Origin of the sequence: Staphylococcus americanisciuri (genome assembly GCF_024814435.1) — a bacterium.
Taxonomy (GTDB): Bacteria; Bacillota; Bacilli; order Staphylococcales; family Staphylococcaceae; genus Staphylococcus; species Staphylococcus americanisciuri.
Window position 1 is genome coordinate 32,630 of record NZ_JANUXY010000010.1, and the last position, 19,252, is coordinate 51,881.

The window sequence follows — 19,252 nt, forward strand, 5'->3', positions numbered from 1 at the left end:
TATCTTACGTGACCGTTTAGAAAACGATATGATAAAAGCGTAGTATCAGTACTTCTATTACGAAGCCTTTACTACGCTTAGTTTATATATGATGAACAATAATAGTTATAAAAACGAAACACAATGAATTTGTGTACTGAGAAACTGACTGTCAGTATTCGAGAAGCAGCGCCTTGGGCAAAACTCCGTAATTCAATAAAACATCAAAGTTATTTTACACATCACTCTGACTTCACGCATATCCTAAACAGTCCTCTCACAACTTCGGGTAATATAGTTATTTAACGATAAGCACTGGAATATTAACACGTTTCGCAATTTTATGTGTAACGTGTCCTAACACATGCTTAATATCCATTTCAGAACGTTTATTACTCATAACAACCACATCATAGCCGCCTTCTTCAATTTCAGCGACAATTTCTTTTGTTGCTGAGCCAGCTTTAAACTTCACTTCATACGATAAGTTCAACTCATCTAACTTATCTAAGAATGGTTGAAGCTCTTCTTCCTTCTCTTTCACAACATCATCGAAATGTTTACCTTGATAACGCACATAATTCGCAAGTTCTGTTTCAGAAACAACATTGAAAACTACAATGCTGCTCGTGTCATCTGCTTTTGATAGCTTCACGAGTTGTTCAGGTACATTGTTAAAACTGTTGCCAAAGTCATATGGTACAAGAATTTTATTATACATAGCAATGCCTCCTCAGTTGTTACGTGCTCTATAATCATAGCGCTAACTATTGAATCTTGTTGCTTATCTATGTCACCTTTATTTTACCATTTTTAAAACGCTTCCACAAATTTATCAATTCTCTTAACATTTTCACCCTTTCACAATATCAACTATCTAATAATCAAAAAGTTGTTTATAATAATAACTATAATATGTTTTAATTTTATCTTTTTACAAATTCAATTAACAAAGGTGTGTATACATTGCAATTTACAGAACTGACGGAACAGGAGTATCGTAACTTCATCAAACAACATTTTAGGCAATTTTCGCAATCTATTGAACATTATCGTTATCGCCACAAACACGGTAAAACTGTTTATTTACTTGGGGTAAAAGACCACTCAGGCGAAGTTATCGCAGCTGGTTTATTTACTGCTGCACCAATTATGCGCTTTTTCAATTATGTATATAGCCATAGAGGACCTGTAATGGATTACAATAACGCCACATTAGTGAAATACTTTTTCGAATCGTTAACGCGTTATCTTCGCTGGAGACGTTGCATTTTTGCCTTAATCGATCCTTATATTCCCCTAAATGAACGCGATCATAATGGGCATATTATCGTACAACATGATCAACAATCATTGTTATCACAGCTAACAAAACTTGGTTACCAATACCAAGGGTTAACAACTGGATACAGTGACCTAAGTCAAGGGCGTTGGCTATCTGTCTTGCCTCTGAAAGGTAAAACAGAACAAGATTTATTGAAGGCAATGGACTATAATACTGCTCGTAGTATCAAGAAGTCTCGTGATATGGGGGTTCAAGTTCGTGACCTTACTCGTGATGAGTTAGCTACGTTCCATGCACTATATAAAATGGCCGAAGAAAAACATGGCTTCTCCACTTTTAGTCCAGACTATATCGAACAATTTTTAGATATGTATCCGACAAAAAGTATGATGAAGTTGGCATATCTCGACTTAGATGAACATATGGCAAACTTACAAATAGAACTTAAACAAGCTGAACACCGACGTACTACATTACAACAAGCTGTAGATGAAGCACCAAAATCCAAAAAGCGCCGCAATGTATTGAAAGAACAAGAAATTATTTGTGAAAGTCTTAAAAAACGTTATTCAGAAGCTCAAGCGCTCCAAGCAGAACATGGCAACATACTTCATTTGGCAGGGGCTATCTTTGTGGAGAATGAACATGAGCTCGTCTACATGTACAGTGGATCTAATCCTGCTTTCAACAGATATATGGGGAACTACACTTTGCAATGGGAAATGATTCGCTATGCCCTAGAACAAGGACATACCCGTTATAACTTTTACGGTGTGACAGGTGTCTTCTCACGTGATGCTGAAGATTACGGCGTTCTCGATTTCAAAAAAGGATTCGGTGGTTATATTGAAGAACTTGTAGGTGACTTCATCAAGCCTATCCACCCACTTCTTTATCGTTTATACAACATAAAACACCGTCGATAATTTAAAAATGTAGCTGAGAAAACGCTATTAAAAATAAGATAAAGGTATGTACATAATCGAAGTAAAAAGTGCTTTCTTAAGCCTTTTTCACGCTTAATACTAGTAGTCAAAAAGCAGGCGTTTCAGCATAACTTGGGCTTATTGATAAATACTTCATAGTAGTACGCCTGCAGGGATAATGAGATATGTTACAAGATGAAAATGTCATCATGTATCAATCAGCTACTGCCTAGGTTTAAATCAATTTTGTGCAGTGCTCGAATTCTACTCAAACCCTAAGCACGCCTTTCACAATCTTATCTCAGCCTAGCTAGGGTGGCATAACGGAACCTTTTTAGAAAAACGAGATTCCGTTATCCCATTCCCAATCATACTTTCATTTTATATGCTTATTGAGATGCTCGAACATGTTCAAAATATTGTGCATCCAGATGGTTCACATCAAGGTGCTCAATTTGCAATGTGGTGTGTGACAAGTGATACTGTTCCTTAAGCAATCGCTCCAGCTTATTTATTGTCCGATAAGCATCTTCGCTAGAACGACTGTCTAATACAATATGCGCACTCATTGAATGATGGTCAGTTGTAATAGACCATAGATGAAACTCATGCACATCTAAGACACCCTCAACAGAAGTCATCGCATTTATAATTTCATCAATATCCAATCCTTCAGGTACAGCTTCCATAAGTATGTGCCATGTATTACGCATAATTTTATAACCTCCGCGCAAAATCACAAGCGCAATGATCATACTTAAGATTGGATCTATTAATTGTATGCCCGTCAAATGAATTAAAACTACTGCTACAATCACACCCACTGAATTCAATAAATCTCCCATAAAATGCCATAACGCACTTTGGATATTAATGTTGTTTTCCGCTTTAAGTGAGCGTACGAGAATTATCGTCAGAACGATATTCACGAGAAGCCCAATCGTTGCTATACCAAACATCAAAGTACTATCAATAGATTTCGGATAGATTATACGGAGAATCGCTTCATAAAAAATCCACAATGAGATAAGTACCAGTGCTAAACCATTCAAAAATGCCGCCAATATTTCAAGTCGCAAAAAGCCAAATGTATATCGTGAGGTCGGTGGACGACTTGCGAAATAGATAGCAACCATGGATAATCCAAGTGCAGCGACATCACTCAACATATGAAATGAATCGGATAATAACGCTAAAGAATTCGAAATAAGTCCTCCGACAAACTCCACAATTGTAAATAATAGTGTAATGATTAGTGAGAGCCACAATGTTGACTTAGAATGTTTCTGTTGTTTGCGATGCTCTACGTGATGAAAATATTGATGTCTTACCATAATACCCTCTCCTTCTATTCTTTCTCACTATACTACAATCTATACTGCACAAAGCGAGTTATTACTCGTACAATTATGTGTCAAAAATAATTTGAGAGAGTAAACTGATTTTCAGTCCACTCTCCCATAGATTCATGCAAGCTATTCATTTACGTATTGATATAGCAAACATTATCTAACATTCACTTTATTTAATAATATCAATAAGTTCTTTCTTAGATGCTGAACGTGCTGGAATCCAACCGAATACGACACCAATGAATGTAGAAACCCCCACTGCAAGTATAATAGAACCAAGGCTCACAGCACTCTTAATATATTCTGGTGTCAATGCATCGACAAGTGACGCGATTAAAATACCGAGAATCAAACCGATAATACCACCGATCAAACAGAGTATGACACTCTCAATTAAGAATTGAAACTCAATATGGCGACTCTTCGCACCAAAAGCACGACGAATCGCAATTTCTTCGGTACGCTCTGCCACAGAAATATACATCACATTCATAACACCGATACCCGCAATGAAAAGTGAGATACCTGCCACAGCAGCAACGAAATACGTAATCGAGTCAAAGATTTTGCCGACACTCTTCATCATTTCCTCTAAGTCTGTGTATTGATATTCACCAAACCCCGATGCAGAACCACTGCGATTCAACTTATCTGCAACGTCATTCGCGATGGTCTTCTTATTTTCTTTCTCATCAAACAAGATTTCGAGCTGTGGAGAGCCAGACTTAAGATTCGGCAAGTAATGTTTTACCGTTCTTGTCGGGATGTTCACTATATTTTGAATTTGTGCATGATTTGATATCCCTACAACTTCAAAACCCATCCCATCGATATAAATCGTCTTGCCTATTGCATCTCCTTTAAAAAGTTCATCTGCCACTGATGATGAAATCGTCGCTACCCGACTTTCCATCATATTATCGTCTTCTGTAAAGCCCGATCCTTTCTCTGGACTTTCTACCGCTTTCTTTTTCACAACAGAAATATTCGCTTCTTTTTTCTCTGTACTTGCTTTAGAAGAAAGACCGAATGTATCATCTTCTTTGATGCGTGCATCCTTTACGCCTTTAACTTGGCGCGCAAGGTCAATATCTGCATCTGTAAATGGATTTCTGTTCGTCGCATTAAAATCTTGAGGCAAATAATCAATAAGTGCTGCCCCTTTTGAAGCACCAGCATTACTGAATTCTTTATTAGCTGACTGCTTGAAACCATTACCTAACGACATAATCGTAATAACAGCTGCTATACCAATAATAATCCCAATCATTGTAAAAATATTACGCCGTTTGTTCTTCATAATAGATAAAAGTGAGACATGAATGATATTCGCCAAACTATTCATGTTGATTCACCTCTTCTCGTTGAATACGACCGTCTAAAATATGAATGACACGATCTGCTTGTGCGGCTACTTTTGGATCATGCGTTACGACGATCATTGTTGTATGGCTTTCCTTGTTCAGCTGTAAAAACAATTCCATAATATCTTGAGATGTTTTGGAATCCAAGGCACCTGTTGGCTCATCGGCAATAATAAACTTAGGTTTGTTAACAATCGCCCGTGCAATCGCTACACGTTGTTGCTGACCACCAGATAACTTGTTCGGCACAAGGTTCTCCTTGTCGTACAGCCCTACTCGATGCAAAATATCGATAACACGCTGTTTACGTTCACGTGCACCCAATCCCGCATACAACAATGGAATACTAACATTTTCTAAAATCGTATTGTTCTGTATTAGCTTAAAGTTCTGAAATACGAATCCTACCGTTTCATTACGAATTTCAGCAAGCGCATTATCCGATTTTGTTTTGTAGTTAGCTCCGCCGAATAAATAATCACCATCATAACCTCTGTCGATAAAACCTAGAATATTAATCAATGTACTTTTACCTGAACCAGAAGGCCCCATGATGGCAACAAATTCACCCGCTTCAATGCGTAAATTAATATCTTTCAAAATATGATTCGTTTCGTTACCGTTCTTAAAGTGACGATTGATATCTACAAGTTCTATCATTCAGACACCTCAACTTTTTTGCCATCTTGCACTTTGCTATCAGGATTTTTGATGAGCTTGTCACCTTTCTTCACACCTTTTTTAACAATCAGTGTGCCATTTTCTTCATCATACTCTACTTTTGTTTTATGTGCTTTACCTTGTTTGTCTACCACATATACGTAATTATCTTTAGTCAAAACTTCTTTAGGTAGCTTCAACGTATCTTGTGGAATAGCCGCCTCTACTGAATAACCATTGCGTACTTTAAAGTCTAAATCTCCCACTATCACTTCATATTTCGATGTTTCATTGCTGTTACCGCCAGATGGGTTGTTTTGAATTGGATTATTCGTCGTTAATGACGTGCCATTTTCTTCGCCTTCTCCGCTGCTTGCTTGTGCGCTTACACCTGCAGCGCTCGCTTGTGCTGCACTACCTTCTTGCTTATAGCTTGTTGGCAACTGGCTAATCTTAATAATCTTCCCTGTTCCTTTTTTGCCTGTACTATTCACTTGAATGTTGACCTTGTCGCCTACTTTAATTTTGTCCAAGTCATATTCAGAAACTGTTGTTTGAATTTCAGGTTCGTCTGAAATTAATTGTAAGATTGCTTCACCCTCGCCTACATTTTTGATGTTTTGTAGCGATACTGTCCCAGGGAATGTTGCATAAATACTGTTGTTCACTTGACCATCATAGCGATTCAATTGTTGCCATGCTTTATTAATTGCATTTTGATCGCCATCCGCTTCTGCTTGATTCACTTGATTAACGAGCGATTGACGCTGTGTCCAATCAATCGCATAATTAATTAACGGTGTGCCTTGTTGAACATACTGACCATCCTCAACTTGAACACTTACAAAATCCCCAAGCTGTGAATTATTTTGATATGTTTTTATTGTATTTGGAGAGACTTTCCCTGTTATACGAATTGGATTATCTGCTTTCACTTGATATGTATTATAACCATCCTTCTCTGTTTTACCATCACCAAATACTTTGACTGCCAGAGCAATGCCTAATAACAGGACAAAACCAACAATCGATAAAATAATAAGCGTACGCTTTTTCAACTGAATAACCTCCTAGTTACTTTTTAAAAATTTTTATACATTCCCTATACATTAGTTATAACGTACATCTGTATACGATTACAAATACTTTCAAAAAAATTTCTTTAATATTGTTATCACTTTTGTCACATAAATTGACGCTGAATATTCTGAAATAAAATGAATATTATTAAACCAAAAAGCAGGGCTGGGACATTAACAGAAAACGCTATCCCAAGTAAGAAAATGCTGTAAAAGGCAGTAACTGACTGGCGTGAAAATAACAGTCATTTAATAAAAATGCTTATATTTAGCTTCCTCGTATAACGCTCTATATCAGACTTTTCACGAATGCTTCTCTTTCAAAAATCTATAGGTGAAATACATTACCTAAATAATCATTTAATAGTAAAATTGCCTACAATGTATTTTCCTTTGTATTAGGTTTGGATAAGTATCGTACCTCTAGTTAATCTAAAATAATGGATTTTTTGTTTATAATTAATTTATAGAAAATTCTTTTAAAAATTTTTTATAAGACACTCGTGTAATGCTATAATTGATTTATTACTTATAAAGGAGTGTTAAACTGATGGATTATTCTAAATTACTACATATTGACATTTTTGCAAAACAGCGATTCGAGCCTAAAGTAGGTCTGAAAATGCTTGTCTTTTTGTTGTTAGTCGTGGCTACTATTACTATCACTAGTTTCACCACTGATTTTTCTGCACTCATTTCAGAAAACAGTACGGTTCAAGGTGCAGATGCTGAACAAATTGCAACCTTTACAAAATACGGTGCTATGATCGGTGGCTTTGTAGGCGCACTTATTTCAGTTGGTTTTATTTTCCTCGTCCTTTTTATAATAGATAAGATTTTCAAATCTGAAACACGTCCAAAAAGTGTCTTTTCAGCCGTACTACTACGTGCAATTGTTGTCTATGCCATTCAGCTTGTGGCACTCATAATTCAATGGATTGTAGGACTTGATTCAACACAAGTAAACATTACATCACTCAATGCATTTAATCCAGATAACGAGATATTGGGTGTTATCAATCTAGTAACACTTGTTTCGGCATGGTTGTTCGGTGTGACACTTCATTCAACAATGCAGATTGACAAACGCTGGTCATGGATTTTTACAGCGATTTATCTCGTATTATTTATCGGATTACCATTAATTTTTGCACTTATTTAATAAAGAAATCATCCCCCAAGATAATGGCTTATGTCATTTTCTTGGGTTTTTTGTGACTATTATTTATTATGCTCAAATCAATCATTTTATAGATATTATAATGACGAGTACTCACAAATCATTAAAACTAAAAGCAAAATTGTAACACATAACATGCACGCCTGTGTTGTAATATAACACTCGAGACTATCTATCTTAAACACTTAGGCGCTGAAACTAAACAGTTAGGCAATATCAATAACAAACCTTTAAAAAATTGATAACATGAGATTATATAAAAAGTGATAAACGAGACTAATATTATTACATTTAAGTCACTTAGTATACCCAATGCGGTAAAAGTAATTTTAGCAATTTAAACACTTAATATACTAAATTATGTCATATCATTATTAGAAGAAACAGAAGTTCTAAGTTTGCTTAAAAATAATAGAAACAAATAATATCCAATTTAAAGGAGCGCACATTATGTTTTTAGTAGAATTAAAATGTAGCAATTGTAATAAGAAACTAACCAAACAAGATGAGGTAGTCATTAAAACAAAAGTGTCTGCATTAAAAGGCATAACAAATTTAAAAAGCTGGACAACTATGCAAAAAATTTATTGCAAAGATTGTTTTACCACTAAATAAAAATCATTTTATTGGCTTATTTCTATTTACCACATCAGTTTTTATACACTAAGATACGTCATGACATCATATTAGTGGGACAACGGAATCTCAGTTTCTAAAAAGATTCCGTTATCTCCTCCATTTTCTCTCTCACTGCTGATAAATACATCGTACCAAACTTAACAAGATGCACGAGTAACAAATAAAGTTCGTAAAACTGAATGCGGTCATGTGCACCGTCTTTAAGTGGATACGTCTGATGATACGCTTCATAAAAATCTGATGAGAATCCTCCAAACACCTTGGTTGCACCCAAGTCAAACTCACGATCTCCATATAGCGGTGATGGATCAAAAAGTGCAGGTGTTCCATCAGTCAAAAACATATAGTTGCCTGCCCATAAATCTCCGTGTAACAAAGATGGCTCGCTCTCATGTACTTGCAATACACAAATCATGATGTCATAGACGCGTTGAAAGCGTTCTGAATCATATGCAGTCCATAGCCCCTCCGCTTCAATACGTTGTACTAGCGGGTTAACTCGTTGATGTAGAAATAAATCATGCCATGAATTCTGCCACTGGTTATCAAAACTAATTGCACTTCCTTTGTAAGGTAAGCTAAAGCCAAATTGACCATTCGGATTCTTCACTTGATGTAACTTTGCAACAAGTTGACCTAATGCCTGCTGGCTGCCCGATGCACCTTCTTCTAAATACGTTAATAGTAGATAGGCATCTCCATCGATACATCCATTCGCAATAACTTTGGGAGCTGTAATACCCTCTTTTTCAAATGCTTTAAGTCCTGCAATTTCTGCTGCATAAAAGTCAGCAAACTGTTGTGATTGCACTAATAAAAAATATGTTGCTTCTGTCGTTTCTATACGAAAAGCTTGATTCACATCGCCACCACTAACTGGTGTGACTATTTTGATACCATCGATTGGTAACTGTTGATACCATTGTTGCTTCATATTCTAACCCCCTTATCAACAGTCTTAACTGCAATATACCCTCTTCCTTATCCGACTAATCAGATTGTTTTTAAACTTTTATATGATTCGATATACTTAATTTATCGATAATATTTTGCAAAGGAGCATGTCTTATGACTGATAAACGCCAACAATTAATGGATACTTTTAACTATCGCTTTGCATCCAAACGCTTTGATGCCGATAAAAAAATTGACGACAAAGACTTCGAGACAATTTTAGAAACAGGTCGTCTCTCGCCTAGCTCCCTTGGCTTAGAACCTTGGAAATTTCTTGTTATACAAGACCCAGAGTTACGCCAAGCACTCAAACCAATCAGCTGGGGCGCACAGGGACAACTTGATACAGCTAGCCACTTTGTCATTATTTTGGCACGTAAAAACGTAACACCTCAATCTCCTTATTTCCAATACCATGTGCGTGAAATTAGACATATGTCAGAAGAAATGGTATCGGCAATGGTTGAAAAGACAACAAACTTCCAGCGCGACAACTTACGCGTCTATGACAATGATCGTGCTTTATGGGATTGGGCGAGTAAACAAACGTACATCCCACTCGGCAACATGATGACATCCGCAGCCTTTTTAGGCATTGATTCATGTCCTATTGAGGGCTTCCAATACGAGAACGTTGCCAAAATCCTTGAAGACAGAGGTTATCTCGATACAGATGAATTTTGGCCATCTGTTATGGTCGCATTTGGCTATCGAGACGCAGAGCCTTCCCGCCCGAAAACACGCCGTCCTGCTGAAGACGTCATTCAATGGATTTAAGAAAAGATATGAGATAAGTATTTAAGACTCGAGCAAAATCTAACACTTGTGTTTTCACTTACTCGAATATGTAACACCCATTCACGCTGCCATATAATCGTCGTAAATGGGTGTTCTTATGTTATGCTGTCGCTATCTCTTTTTCTGCTTCAATGCGCATTAAATAGTCAGTCAGTTCATCGTAAAAGTCAGTCAATTGCTTTGCACTATGCTTAGAATCCAACGTATCATTACCGATAAAATCACTATGATCCCAGCCAGCCATCGTTGGCATCACTTGCCACACACCTTTTTGAAGTGGCGCATCAGTGGTTACATCTACATGTGCTTCTCCTTTGGGATACTGTGCCGAAACAACAGACACTAAGCCATCATTCGGACGCCAAATCTCTTCTGCCACACTACCAATCAAGTTTCCAGTCAATACGTGCGCAAATGCCATACCGAAATCAATCATATGCTTACCCGATAGTGTTTTGTGTGTCGCTTGTCCACTGAATGTTTTGTAATATATATTTGGATTCACAGATACCTTTTCATTCAACTGTTCAGCTCCAGCTGTTGTAAGGTCATACAACGCCGTATCTTCAGAATCCCACAATTGACTTTGTGCAACACGTTTACCATAATCAATGAGTGATTCACCCACACGCTGCTTAAATCCCCAATGATACATACCTAAATCGATTGTACCTGCATGATTACCAAATGTACGTGTAAAACCATATAATAGATGACGAATAAAAGGAGTGTTCCCTAACTGATCTGCTGCATGTGTTCCATTATGTGGTGTAGCTATTGTTGTGATGGATGTCACCATATCTTCATGTCCTCCTTGATATAAAGGACTAATCGTTCCACCATGTTGCTGTTGATACACCAATTCTTCTTGATTGCCGTTTCGCAAATAATGTTCTAGCAGACGAATCGTTTGCCCACCCATACTGTGACCTATCAAATGAATGGGATTCCCCGGTTGCCAGTCAGGATAGATGCCTTTGTAAGTTTTACCATAACGTTCATGTCCATACTTCTCCGCATGTGCTGCACCGTAATCTGCACGTCCTCCAACAATGTAATGATATAAATCTACCGCACGCTCATGATTACTTGCTAACGCACTCACACTCGCTTCGTACATTTCATATCCTTTGTTACGCAAGTGTTCTTGTAGATTCGCTTTCGTACCACCCCAATAGTTCATGCCTTTAGGCGCAACCTCTCCAACAAGCCCCATAAAACCATGGACAAATACAAAAGGATGCTGATTGAGTGGTTGTTCCGGATTTGCTGTCACAACAGGTGATGCTGTTTTTTTTAAAGTTGCTGCCGCTGTCTTGTTATCGCCATTCTCTTGTATCGACGCCTGTTCCTTTTCATGCACTTCTACTGCTTTTGTATTCTGTGCAAGTCCTTTTTCTGCTTCTTTGACGTCTTCTTCAGATACTTCTATAGTAGACGTGTTAGATTGCATATCATTTTTCTGTAATGTAACTATCTCCCTATTCTCTGATACAGAAACAGGCATTGAGGAGGCATTCGCAGCATCAACTGTTTGATTATAATCACGCTCTGATACTGTTTCAGAAAGACGTGTATCGATTGGTGCATACACTTTAGCCTGTTGTTGACCCAACTTCTCCTTTGCTTGACCCGTTTCTTGTTGTGATGTCATCTCACTCGCAATATATCTTGATTCGACTGCAGCTTCATCCGTTTGCACTATTGCGGTTGTCTCATATGCTTGTTGTTCTAAAGGTTCAGGCGATATCTCATCCGCGTGTACACTATGCGCTTCCCCGATAAATAAACCAGTCGCTACAATAACTGATACTGCTCCATATACGGACTTCCTAATCGAAAATATATGACTCTGCTTTTTCATTCCCTCATCTCCTATTCTTATATAAAATGTTTACATATAATGTAACAGATTAAATAATCATAGAAACTAATATTCCCTAACTGTATTGTTTGGATGCCTAACTGTTTTAAAAATCATTACCTCCCTCATTAAATGACCCACTTCATATCCATCGCAAGACGGATGTTTTTACCACGCGAACTATTTATGATTAAATTATCAATTAATAAAATAAACTGCTTAGGAGTGAGTACCATGCGTTTAAAAGATATCGTTACAAATGCATATTACGATTTGTTGAATATGAAGATTAATGCAAAGAATATCATCATCACTGCTTTAATCACCTTCTTTGCAAGCTCTATTATGACACCTTTTTTAGGCATTCCAGTTGGGCTGTTATTCTCTGGATGGCTGATTGAAAACAAATTAAATGACTAATGCCAGAAACCTACACGAACCTGATAAACTAATATTAGGTTTGTGTAGGTTTTTTTGTTATTAAAGTACAATTTTAAAAAATACTTCAAAAATAATATTTCACCAATTAGAGCATTATTATATAATATTACAAATGACACTTAGCCATTCGCAAATTTATATCATTCATGAAAAGAGGTATTGATTATGCTCAATTATTTACAACGTATTGGTCGCTCATTGATGTTGCCTGTAGCTGTATTACCCGCTGCCGCTATTCTAGTTGCGATTGCGAATATCATTGCAGCTACAATCGGTCAAAATGCTGCCTATGCATTTTTCTTTAACGCAGGTATGGGTGTATTAGAAAATCTAGGTCTTCTCTTCGCTATTGGTGTCGCCATCGGGATGGCAAAGAAAAACGATGGCGCCACAGCACTTGCTGCCATTGTTGGTTTTTTAGTTGTTGATAAGATGTTAGATCCTGAAAACGTAGCGGTCTATTTAGGTATTGCTGAAAAAGCTGTCAACCCGGGCTTCACTAATATCGGCTTTGGTAATGTCTTTGTAGGTATCGCAGTTGGCTTGATTGCCGCATCTTGTTACAACAAGTTCTCAGCTGTGGAGTTACCAGATGCCTTTGCTTTTTTCAGTGGTAAACGACTCGTGCCCATTATGACGGCTTTATTCTCGGTAATTTTAGCATTTGTATTGTTATTCATCTGGCCGTTCGTGTACAGTGCGCTCGTTGCATTCGGTAAAAGTATTATTGACCTAGGCGCAGTTGGTGCTGGTATCTATGGTGTCGCAAACCGATTGCTCATTCCACTCGGCTTACATCATGCATTAAATGCGGTGTTCTGGTTCGATATTGCCGGTATCAATGATGTTGCTAACTTCCAAGCACAAACAGGTACAAAAGGTATTACAGGTCGATATATGGCTGGTTTCTTCCCAATTATGATGTTCGGCATACCAGCTGCGGCATTAGCAATGTACCACACAGCACAAACAAAATACCAAAAACAAGTTGGTAGTATTATGTTCGCCGGTGCGATTTCAGCATTTATTGTCGGTATTACAGAACCTATTGAATTCGTCTTTATGTTTGTTGCACCATTATTATATGTTGTACATGCACTTTTAACGGGATTATCTCTCTTTATCGCAGCATTATTCCATTGGACAGCAGGCTTTGCATTCAGTGCTGGACTGATTGACTTTGTATTATCGTTAATCAATCCATTTGCGAACCATCCATTGATGCTCGTTGTTCAAGGACTTGTATTCTTTGTATTGTACTATGTCATCTTCCGTTTCCTTATTGTGAAATTCAATCTCAATACACCAGGACGTGGTACAAACATTCCAACTTCACAAGTAGTTGACTCTGCTGATACTGTATCTACACCTTCAGCAAGCAAATACGCACAAACTGCTACTACAATTATTGAAGGACTTGGTGGTAAAGAAAATATTACATCTCTGACAAACTGTGCAACACGTTTACGCCTTGAGCTGGCAGATAATACGAAAATAAACGAAGCACAACTCAAATCTGCAGGTTCTGCGGGTATTTTGAAGAATGGTCAGCATGCGACTCAAGTTATTATTGGTACGCATGTCCAACAAGTCGCTGATGAAATGGAGCGCCAATTAGAACTATAAACGATTATCTAAATTACAGACATTATAACTCTCAATAATATGGTACGATATGAATGAGCCGCTTTATTTTGGCTGTCGGAATCCAAAATGTTTTTGGCATTGAACATTTCACAAAGAAAGGTGAGCAAAGTGACAATACGCAAAGCAATCATACCTGCAGCAGGTTTAGGCACACGATTTTTACCTGCTACAAAAGCCATGCCTAAAGAGATGCTTCCAATCTTAGACAAACCGACGATTCAGTATATTGTTGAAGAGGCTGCTAAAGCGGGCATTGAAGACATTATTATTGTGACAGGTAAGCATAAACGGGCCATTGAAGACCATTTCGATATACAAAAAGAACTAGAAACCACACTCTATGAAAAAGGTAAGTTAGAGTTGCTTGAAAAAGTTCAATATCCAACTGACCTTGCAAATATTTTCTATGTCAGACAAAAAGAACAAAATGGGCTAGGTGACGCAATTTACACTGCAAAGCAATTCATTGGCAATGAGCCTTTCGCTGTATTACTAGGCGATGATATTGTGGAATCAGACACACCTGCTATTCAGCAATTGATGACACAGTATGAAAGAACAGGACAATCCGTAATTGGCGTTCAAACTGTCCCAGAATCCGAAACACACCGTTATGGTATTATCGCACCACAATCTCAAGATGGTCGCCTATATGACGTCGCAAAGTTTGTTGAAAAACCTGAAAAAGGTACTGCTCCATCTAACCTTGCAATTATGGGAAGATATGTACTATCACCAAAAATCTTTGACTATCTCGCAACACAAACGGAAGGCAGTGGCGGTGAGATCCAATTGACAGATGCTATTGAGCGTTTAAATCAAAACGAAAAAGTGTACGCTTATGACTTTGAGGGGATGCGCTATGATGTCGGTGAAAAAATAGGTTTTGTTAAAACAACGATAGAATACGCATTAAAAGATGAAGAGATGCAAGCTGAAATTAAACGTTATATTCAATCATTAAATCTATAAAGCAAGGAGGCTTACATTTTGAGAGCACAATGGGAAGCAAAACTTTCTGAGAGTCTCGTTGAACCTTTTTACCGCTTACAATCTGAACAAGAAATTGCTGAAGGCTTTTCAGATGTTTTAGCTTTTGGTACAGCAGGCATTCGAAGTACGTTTGGCCTTGGCTCTGGTCGCCTGAATAAATTTACCATTCAAAAGTTTGCACTAGGATTAGCAAAATATTTAAAACAATACACTGCTAATCCCACAGTCGTGATTCATTTTGATACACGCCACCTATCTCATGCATTTGCAATTGAGATTGCCAAAGTTTTAGGTACAAATGGTACGCGCGTAATTTTGCCAGATACATTCAAATCTACGCCAGAGCTATCATTTGCTGTTCGACATCTTCAAACAACAGCAGGTATTATGATAACGGCTAGCCATAATCCTAAAAATTATAATGGTATTAAAGTATACGATTCAGATGGCGGACAATTGTTAACAGAGCCATCAATGATACTCAGTCAATATATTGATTCAGTAAAAGATCCATTAAATATCCCAACAACTGAATTGGCAACCTTGCAACAACAAAATATTGTCATGCCGTTGAATGAAGCCACGACCCATGCTTATCGACAAAAAGTGAAAGATCTCGTCGGTACCATTTCAACAGCATCAACCAAAACAATTCTAACAAGTTTGCATGGAACAAGCTTACCTTTGCTAGCAAACATTTTAGACGACGTTGGTTATACAAATTATGTCATCGCCCAGGCACAATCGACTCCTGATGGTGACTTTCCAACGGTGCATACTGCCAATCCAGAATCTGAAGATACCTTTGATGTGACTAAGGTGTTAGCAGAACGTGAAGATGCACAATTGATTATTGCAACCGATCCAGATGCTGATCGATTAGGTTTTGTTGAAAGATACACAGACGGTACAACACGCTATTTTAACGGAAATGAAATCGGCTTGCTCCTCATCAAATTGAGGTATGATATGCTATCTAATCACACGCAAGATCTGTTTCTAATTAAGTCTGTTGTGACAGGTGCTTTAAGTGAGAAAGTCGCTAAATCACTCGGCATCAAGGTTATCAATGTCTTAACTGGCTTCAAATACATTTCTGATCAGCTGAAACACCTAGAACACTCATCAACTCAGTTACTCTTAGCCTATGAAGAAAGTCACGGTTATTTGGTACAAGATTTCTCCAGAGATAAAGATGCCATTCAAGTTGCACCATTATTAATCAAATATAAAGAACAACTTACGCAAGCAAATAAAACATTTAAAGATGTATTAATGGACATCTATCAAACGTATGGACATTATCAAGATCGGACACTTTCACCGACATTTGCTGGTGCAGAAGGTAGCACAAAAATACGTGAAATTATGAAGACATTCGAACAACTTGAAACCATAAATATTGAAAATCTCACACCATTGTATATCGAAAACTATCGTACATGTGAATCATTTGATGTAAATACTGGTCGTACACAAAAGCTCCACTTACCACAAACAGACCTTATCAAAATGATTTTCTCAGAGGGATTTATCGCAGTGAGACCCTCTGGCACAGAACCAAAAATGAAGCTCTATTTCTCATTAAACGTTGATGACTTAGACAGTGTGATCAATGCGTTTCGCACACAATTCAAGTTATAAATTCTATAAGGAAACGACCACAATGCCTCGACATTGCGGTCGTTTTTTAAGTATTCTTTTGTATTTCCTGATGAATCAATTCACCGATATATTCAGCAGCTTTACCATTTTCTAAGGAACAAAAACGTTGGTAGAAAGCTTCAATTTGTTTTTGATACGCCACTTGTATACTATTTAAATTCTGTAAACCTTGTAATAAATCATCAGATGTTTGATAAATAGGCCCCGGTAAATCTTTCAAATAATCAATATAAAAACCACGCAAATCTTTGTCATAATTATCTACGTCATATGCATAAAACAGTTGCGGTCGCTTTAATATGCCAAAATCAAACATTACAGAAGAGTAATCCGTCACTAATACATCACTAATTAAATACAGCTCAGAAACATCTTTATATTCTGAGACATCATATGCAAAATCATCCATTCCGGATAAATTTATTTTATTCGCAATAAAATAATGGAGACGCAATAAAATAACGTAATCCTCACTGAGTACCTGCTTAAATTTTGCAAGGTCTAACTTGAGGTCAAATTGATACAATCCAGCATCAGTATATTGATCATCACGCCATGTCGGAGCATACAAAATAACTTTTTTATCTTTAGGAATGCCTAGATTTTGACGAATTGTTTGCAGATATCCTTCATCATTTTGACGCTTCACAATGACATCATTTCTTGGATAACCAACCTCTAGAATTTGGTCTGGCTGCATCCAGAAGGCAGATTGAAATATTGCTGTTGAATAGGCATTAGGTGAAACAAGATAATCCCATCGACGTGTTGCCCAATAAAAATGTTGCTTATAATCAACCGTCGTCGTATTCGGAATGCGAACTTTTAACATATCATTCGCCAAACGCTTCAACGGCGTACCATGCCATGTTTGAACATAACACTGATTAGATTTTTTCTTTAAAAATAATGGCACGCGGGCATTCGACACCCAAATATGTGCTTTTTTAAATATATCGTAATATGCCGGACTCCCCTTCTCTATTTTGTGGCAATCACTTGGCAATGTTGTGTCATTGATGTCTTGAAAAATCCAATAATACTGGTAGTCTGGATAACGCTGTTTCATATACTCATATATATATTTAGGACTATCGTTATACGTTTTTCCACCAAAAGATTCAAATACTATGACATCATTTTTAACGGCACGCTCAGAATTAAATAACATATATTTAGCATATGATCGCTTGTTCGGACAAAACAACAAATCCTTAATAAATCGGCTCTGATATCTTTTCTTATTCACAAAACGGGCAAGCTTCACCGTTTTTTTGCTCAGTAATAACAACTCTAAACGAAATAATAAATTCTTTTCTTTCTTTAACACTGGTTTTAATAATCGTACAATCGGTGCTAACCGTTGCCCATATGTCTGATAACGCTGTTCAATATCAAATAAACTTGGTTCAAATTCCTGACGAATAAATGTACGCATTGCTTCCAACACACTATAACGCATCTCTGGATGACCCTGAGTACGTTGAAATGCATCATTAAAGCTGCTGATATAGTCATCAAAGCGAACATTGATTGGACGTTCAGTCAACTGTGATGACGCAAACGGATCATAGACTTCACCCTGATAATAAAATGAGACGCCTGACAACCGCACAAAACGATGACTATGCAAGCTATAATCAATTAAAAATGAGATATCCGAGTAGATATTTAAGGAGGTGTTCAACAGTAAATGATTTTCATGAGCAATTGACGTCTTAAATACAATATTGCATACAGATTGATGTTCCAACAGTACAGCAGGTGACGTACGCATCTCTCCATGTTTAACTTGCAAGTCTTCTACGTGATAATTCGTCTGAGGCGTCACAGTAAAAGAGGAAATAGGTGCAATTAACGTATCTAAAGTCCCATCCAAATACACTAAATAGCTATCAACCGCATAAGGTGCTAATGTATCATCTGCATCTAAAAACATAAAATAAGACGTATCAACTTGTTTCATCGCCTTATTACGTGCCTCACTATGCCCCTGATTATGTGCAAGTGTGACCAACTGATAAGGTCTTTGGTACTGTTCCAATAATCCCTTCGCAATCGTAACTGATGCATCTGTTGATCCATCACTCAATAGTAATAAATCAAAATTTTGATTCGTTTGTTGAACAATAGACATGATACAGGCTTCAATATATAATTCTGCGTTATAAAATGGAACAATCATAGTTAGTTGATTTTTCATAGACAAACCTCTTCTCATATTTACATACAAAGAATACCATTCACACAAATTCAATGTAAAACACTTTCTCCAATTCTTTATGATATAAATCCACATAAAAGAGGTAGGACAGACATCTCATTTTTCTAAAGAGATTCCTTTGTCCCACCTCTGCTCAGCCGCTGTCTTTTACAACATTTTTCTCACTTTGGATCGTGTTCTCTATTTAATGTCCTAGCCCCTC

The 19,252-nt window shown here is 37.2% G+C and carries 16 protein-coding genes; 8 read left to right on the forward strand and 8 right to left on the reverse strand.

Annotated elements, in window-relative coordinates; all coding sequences use genetic code 11:
- Positions 1-277 precede the first annotated feature (277 nt).
- A complete protein-coding gene (locus NXS11_RS09355; protein WP_259200743.1) occupies positions 278-700 on the reverse strand; it encodes a universal stress protein in 423 nt (140 codons plus the stop codon).
- A gap of 245 nt (positions 701-945) precedes the next feature.
- Between NXS11_RS09355 and NXS11_RS09360 the strand changes: the two genes are divergently transcribed.
- The gene (locus tag NXS11_RS09360; protein WP_259200744.1) at positions 946-2,190 is read left to right on the forward strand and encodes an aminoacyltransferase; all 1,245 of its coding nucleotides are present in this window, start codon (positions 946-948) and stop codon (positions 2,188-2,190) included.
- 389 nt (positions 2,191-2,579) lie between these two features.
- Here NXS11_RS09360 and NXS11_RS09365 read toward each other — a convergent pair whose 3' ends face one another.
- The 4 genes from NXS11_RS09365 to NXS11_RS09380 all read right to left on the reverse strand — a co-directional run bounded on the left by NXS11_RS09365 (position 2,580) and on the right by NXS11_RS09380 (position 6,624).
- On the reverse strand, positions 2,580-3,524 hold the full coding sequence (locus NXS11_RS09365; protein ID WP_259200745.1) for a cation diffusion facilitator family transporter: 945 nt from the start codon (positions 3,522-3,524) through the stop codon (positions 2,580-2,582).
- A gap of 187 nt (positions 3,525-3,711) precedes the next feature.
- Positions 3,712-4,887: an ABC transporter permease gene (locus tag NXS11_RS09370; RefSeq protein WP_259200746.1), complete on the reverse strand. Its 1,176-nt coding sequence runs from the start codon at positions 4,885-4,887 to the stop codon at positions 3,712-3,714.
- Positions 4,880-5,566, reverse strand: a complete 687-nt coding sequence (locus tag NXS11_RS09375) for an ABC transporter ATP-binding protein (RefSeq protein WP_259200747.1) — start codon at positions 5,564-5,566, stop codon at positions 4,880-4,882. Before NXS11_RS09375 ends, NXS11_RS09370 begins: the two co-directional genes overlap by 8 nt.
- Positions 5,563-6,624, reverse strand: a complete 1,062-nt coding sequence (locus NXS11_RS09380; protein WP_259200748.1) for an efflux RND transporter periplasmic adaptor subunit — start codon at positions 6,622-6,624, stop codon at positions 5,563-5,565. The genes NXS11_RS09375 and NXS11_RS09380 overlap by 4 nt, the downstream gene beginning before the upstream one ends.
- A gap of 571 nt (positions 6,625-7,195) precedes the next feature.
- Here NXS11_RS09380 and NXS11_RS09385 point away from each other — a divergent pair.
- The gene (locus tag NXS11_RS09385) at positions 7,196-7,807 is read left to right on the forward strand and encodes a YIP1 family protein (protein ID WP_259200749.1); all 612 of its coding nucleotides are present in this window, start codon (positions 7,196-7,198) and stop codon (positions 7,805-7,807) included.
- A 468-nt stretch (positions 7,808-8,275) separates the two neighbouring features.
- On the forward strand, positions 8,276-8,440 hold the full coding sequence (locus NXS11_RS09390; RefSeq protein ID WP_259200750.1) for a hypothetical protein: 165 nt from the start codon (positions 8,276-8,278) through the stop codon (positions 8,438-8,440).
- A gap of 97 nt (positions 8,441-8,537) precedes the next feature.
- On the opposite strand, the gene NXS11_RS09395 is transcribed toward NXS11_RS09390, so the two are convergent.
- Positions 8,538-9,398: a fructosamine kinase family protein gene (locus tag NXS11_RS09395; RefSeq protein WP_259200751.1), complete on the reverse strand. Its 861-nt coding sequence runs from the start codon at positions 9,396-9,398 to the stop codon at positions 8,538-8,540.
- Between the two features lie 134 nt (positions 9,399-9,532).
- Between NXS11_RS09395 and NXS11_RS09400 the strand changes: the two genes are divergently transcribed.
- Positions 9,533-10,195, forward strand: coding sequence for an NAD(P)H-dependent oxidoreductase (locus tag NXS11_RS09400; RefSeq protein ID WP_259200752.1), 663 nt, complete (start codon positions 9,533-9,535; stop codon positions 10,193-10,195).
- 121 nt (positions 10,196-10,316) lie between these two features.
- On the opposite strand, the gene lip is transcribed toward NXS11_RS09400, so the two are convergent.
- Complete coding sequence (gene lip, locus NXS11_RS09405) at positions 10,317-12,080, reverse strand: YSIRK-targeted triacylglycerol lipase (RefSeq protein ID WP_259200753.1); 1,764 nt, start codon at positions 12,078-12,080, stop codon at positions 10,317-10,319.
- 234 nt (positions 12,081-12,314) lie between these two features.
- Between lip and NXS11_RS09410 the strand changes: the two genes are divergently transcribed.
- From NXS11_RS09410 to NXS11_RS09425, 4 genes are all read left to right on the forward strand, one after another.
- On the forward strand, positions 12,315-12,500 hold the full coding sequence (locus NXS11_RS09410; RefSeq protein ID WP_259200756.1) for a VraH family peptide resistance protein: 186 nt from the start codon (positions 12,315-12,317) through the stop codon (positions 12,498-12,500).
- A 186-nt stretch (positions 12,501-12,686) separates the two neighbouring features.
- Positions 12,687-14,147 carry an N-acetylglucosamine-specific PTS transporter subunit IIBC gene (gene nagE, locus NXS11_RS09415; protein WP_259200757.1) on the forward strand — a complete coding sequence of 487 codons (1,461 nt, stop codon included), beginning with the start codon at positions 12,687-12,689 and terminating at the stop codon, positions 14,145-14,147.
- 87 nt (positions 14,148-14,234) lie between these two features.
- Positions 14,235-15,140: a UTP--glucose-1-phosphate uridylyltransferase GalU gene (gene galU, locus NXS11_RS09420; RefSeq protein ID WP_259200758.1), complete on the forward strand. Its 906-nt coding sequence runs from the start codon at positions 14,235-14,237 to the stop codon at positions 15,138-15,140.
- Positions 15,141-15,158: 18 nt separating this feature from the next.
- Positions 15,159-16,805 carry a phospho-sugar mutase gene (locus NXS11_RS09425; protein ID WP_259200759.1) on the forward strand — a complete coding sequence of 549 codons (1,647 nt, stop codon included), beginning with the start codon at positions 15,159-15,161 and terminating at the stop codon, positions 16,803-16,805.
- Between the two features lie 46 nt (positions 16,806-16,851).
- Here NXS11_RS09425 and NXS11_RS09430 read toward each other — a convergent pair whose 3' ends face one another.
- Positions 16,852-19,029: a bifunctional glycosyltransferase/CDP-glycerol:glycerophosphate glycerophosphotransferase gene (locus NXS11_RS09430; RefSeq protein WP_259200760.1), complete on the reverse strand. Its 2,178-nt coding sequence runs from the start codon at positions 19,027-19,029 to the stop codon at positions 16,852-16,854.
- Positions 19,030-19,252: the final 223 nt, after the last annotated feature.

Coding starts and splice junctions, on each gene's coding strand:
- NXS11_RS09355 (WP_259200743.1), bottom strand. CDS start 700: ATGTATAATAAAATTCTTGTACCATATGACTTTGGCAACAGTTTTAAC.
- NXS11_RS09365 (WP_259200745.1), bottom strand. CDS start 3,524: ATGGTAAGACATCAATATTTTCATCACGTAGAGCATCGCAAACAACAG.
- NXS11_RS09370 (WP_259200746.1), bottom strand. CDS start 4,887: ATGAATAGTTTGGCGAATATCATTCATGTCTCACTTTTATCTATTATG.
- NXS11_RS09375 (WP_259200747.1), bottom strand. CDS start 5,566: ATGATAGAACTTGTAGATATCAATCGTCACTTTAAGAACGGTAACGAA.
- NXS11_RS09385 (WP_259200749.1), top strand. CDS start 7,196: ATGGATTATTCTAAATTACTACATATTGACATTTTTGCAAAACAGCGA.
- NXS11_RS09390 (WP_259200750.1), top strand. CDS start 8,276: ATGTTTTTAGTAGAATTAAAATGTAGCAATTGTAATAAGAAACTAACC.
- NXS11_RS09395 (WP_259200751.1), bottom strand. CDS start 9,398: ATGAAGCAACAATGGTATCAACAGTTACCAATCGATGGTATCAAAATA.
- NXS11_RS09400 (WP_259200752.1), top strand. CDS start 9,533: ATGACTGATAAACGCCAACAATTAATGGATACTTTTAACTATCGCTTT.
- lip (WP_259200753.1), bottom strand. CDS start 12,080: ATGAAAAAGCAGAGTCATATATTTTCGATTAGGAAGTCCGTATATGGA.
- NXS11_RS09410 (WP_259200756.1), top strand. CDS start 12,315: ATGCGTTTAAAAGATATCGTTACAAATGCATATTACGATTTGTTGAAT.
- nagE (WP_259200757.1), top strand. CDS start 12,687: ATGCTCAATTATTTACAACGTATTGGTCGCTCATTGATGTTGCCTGTA.
- galU (WP_259200758.1), top strand. CDS start 14,235: ATGTTTTTGGCATTGAACATTTCACAAAGAAAGGTGAGCAAAGTGACA.
- NXS11_RS09430 (WP_259200760.1), bottom strand. CDS start 19,029: ATGAAAAATCAACTAACTATGATTGTTCCATTTTATAACGCAGAATTA.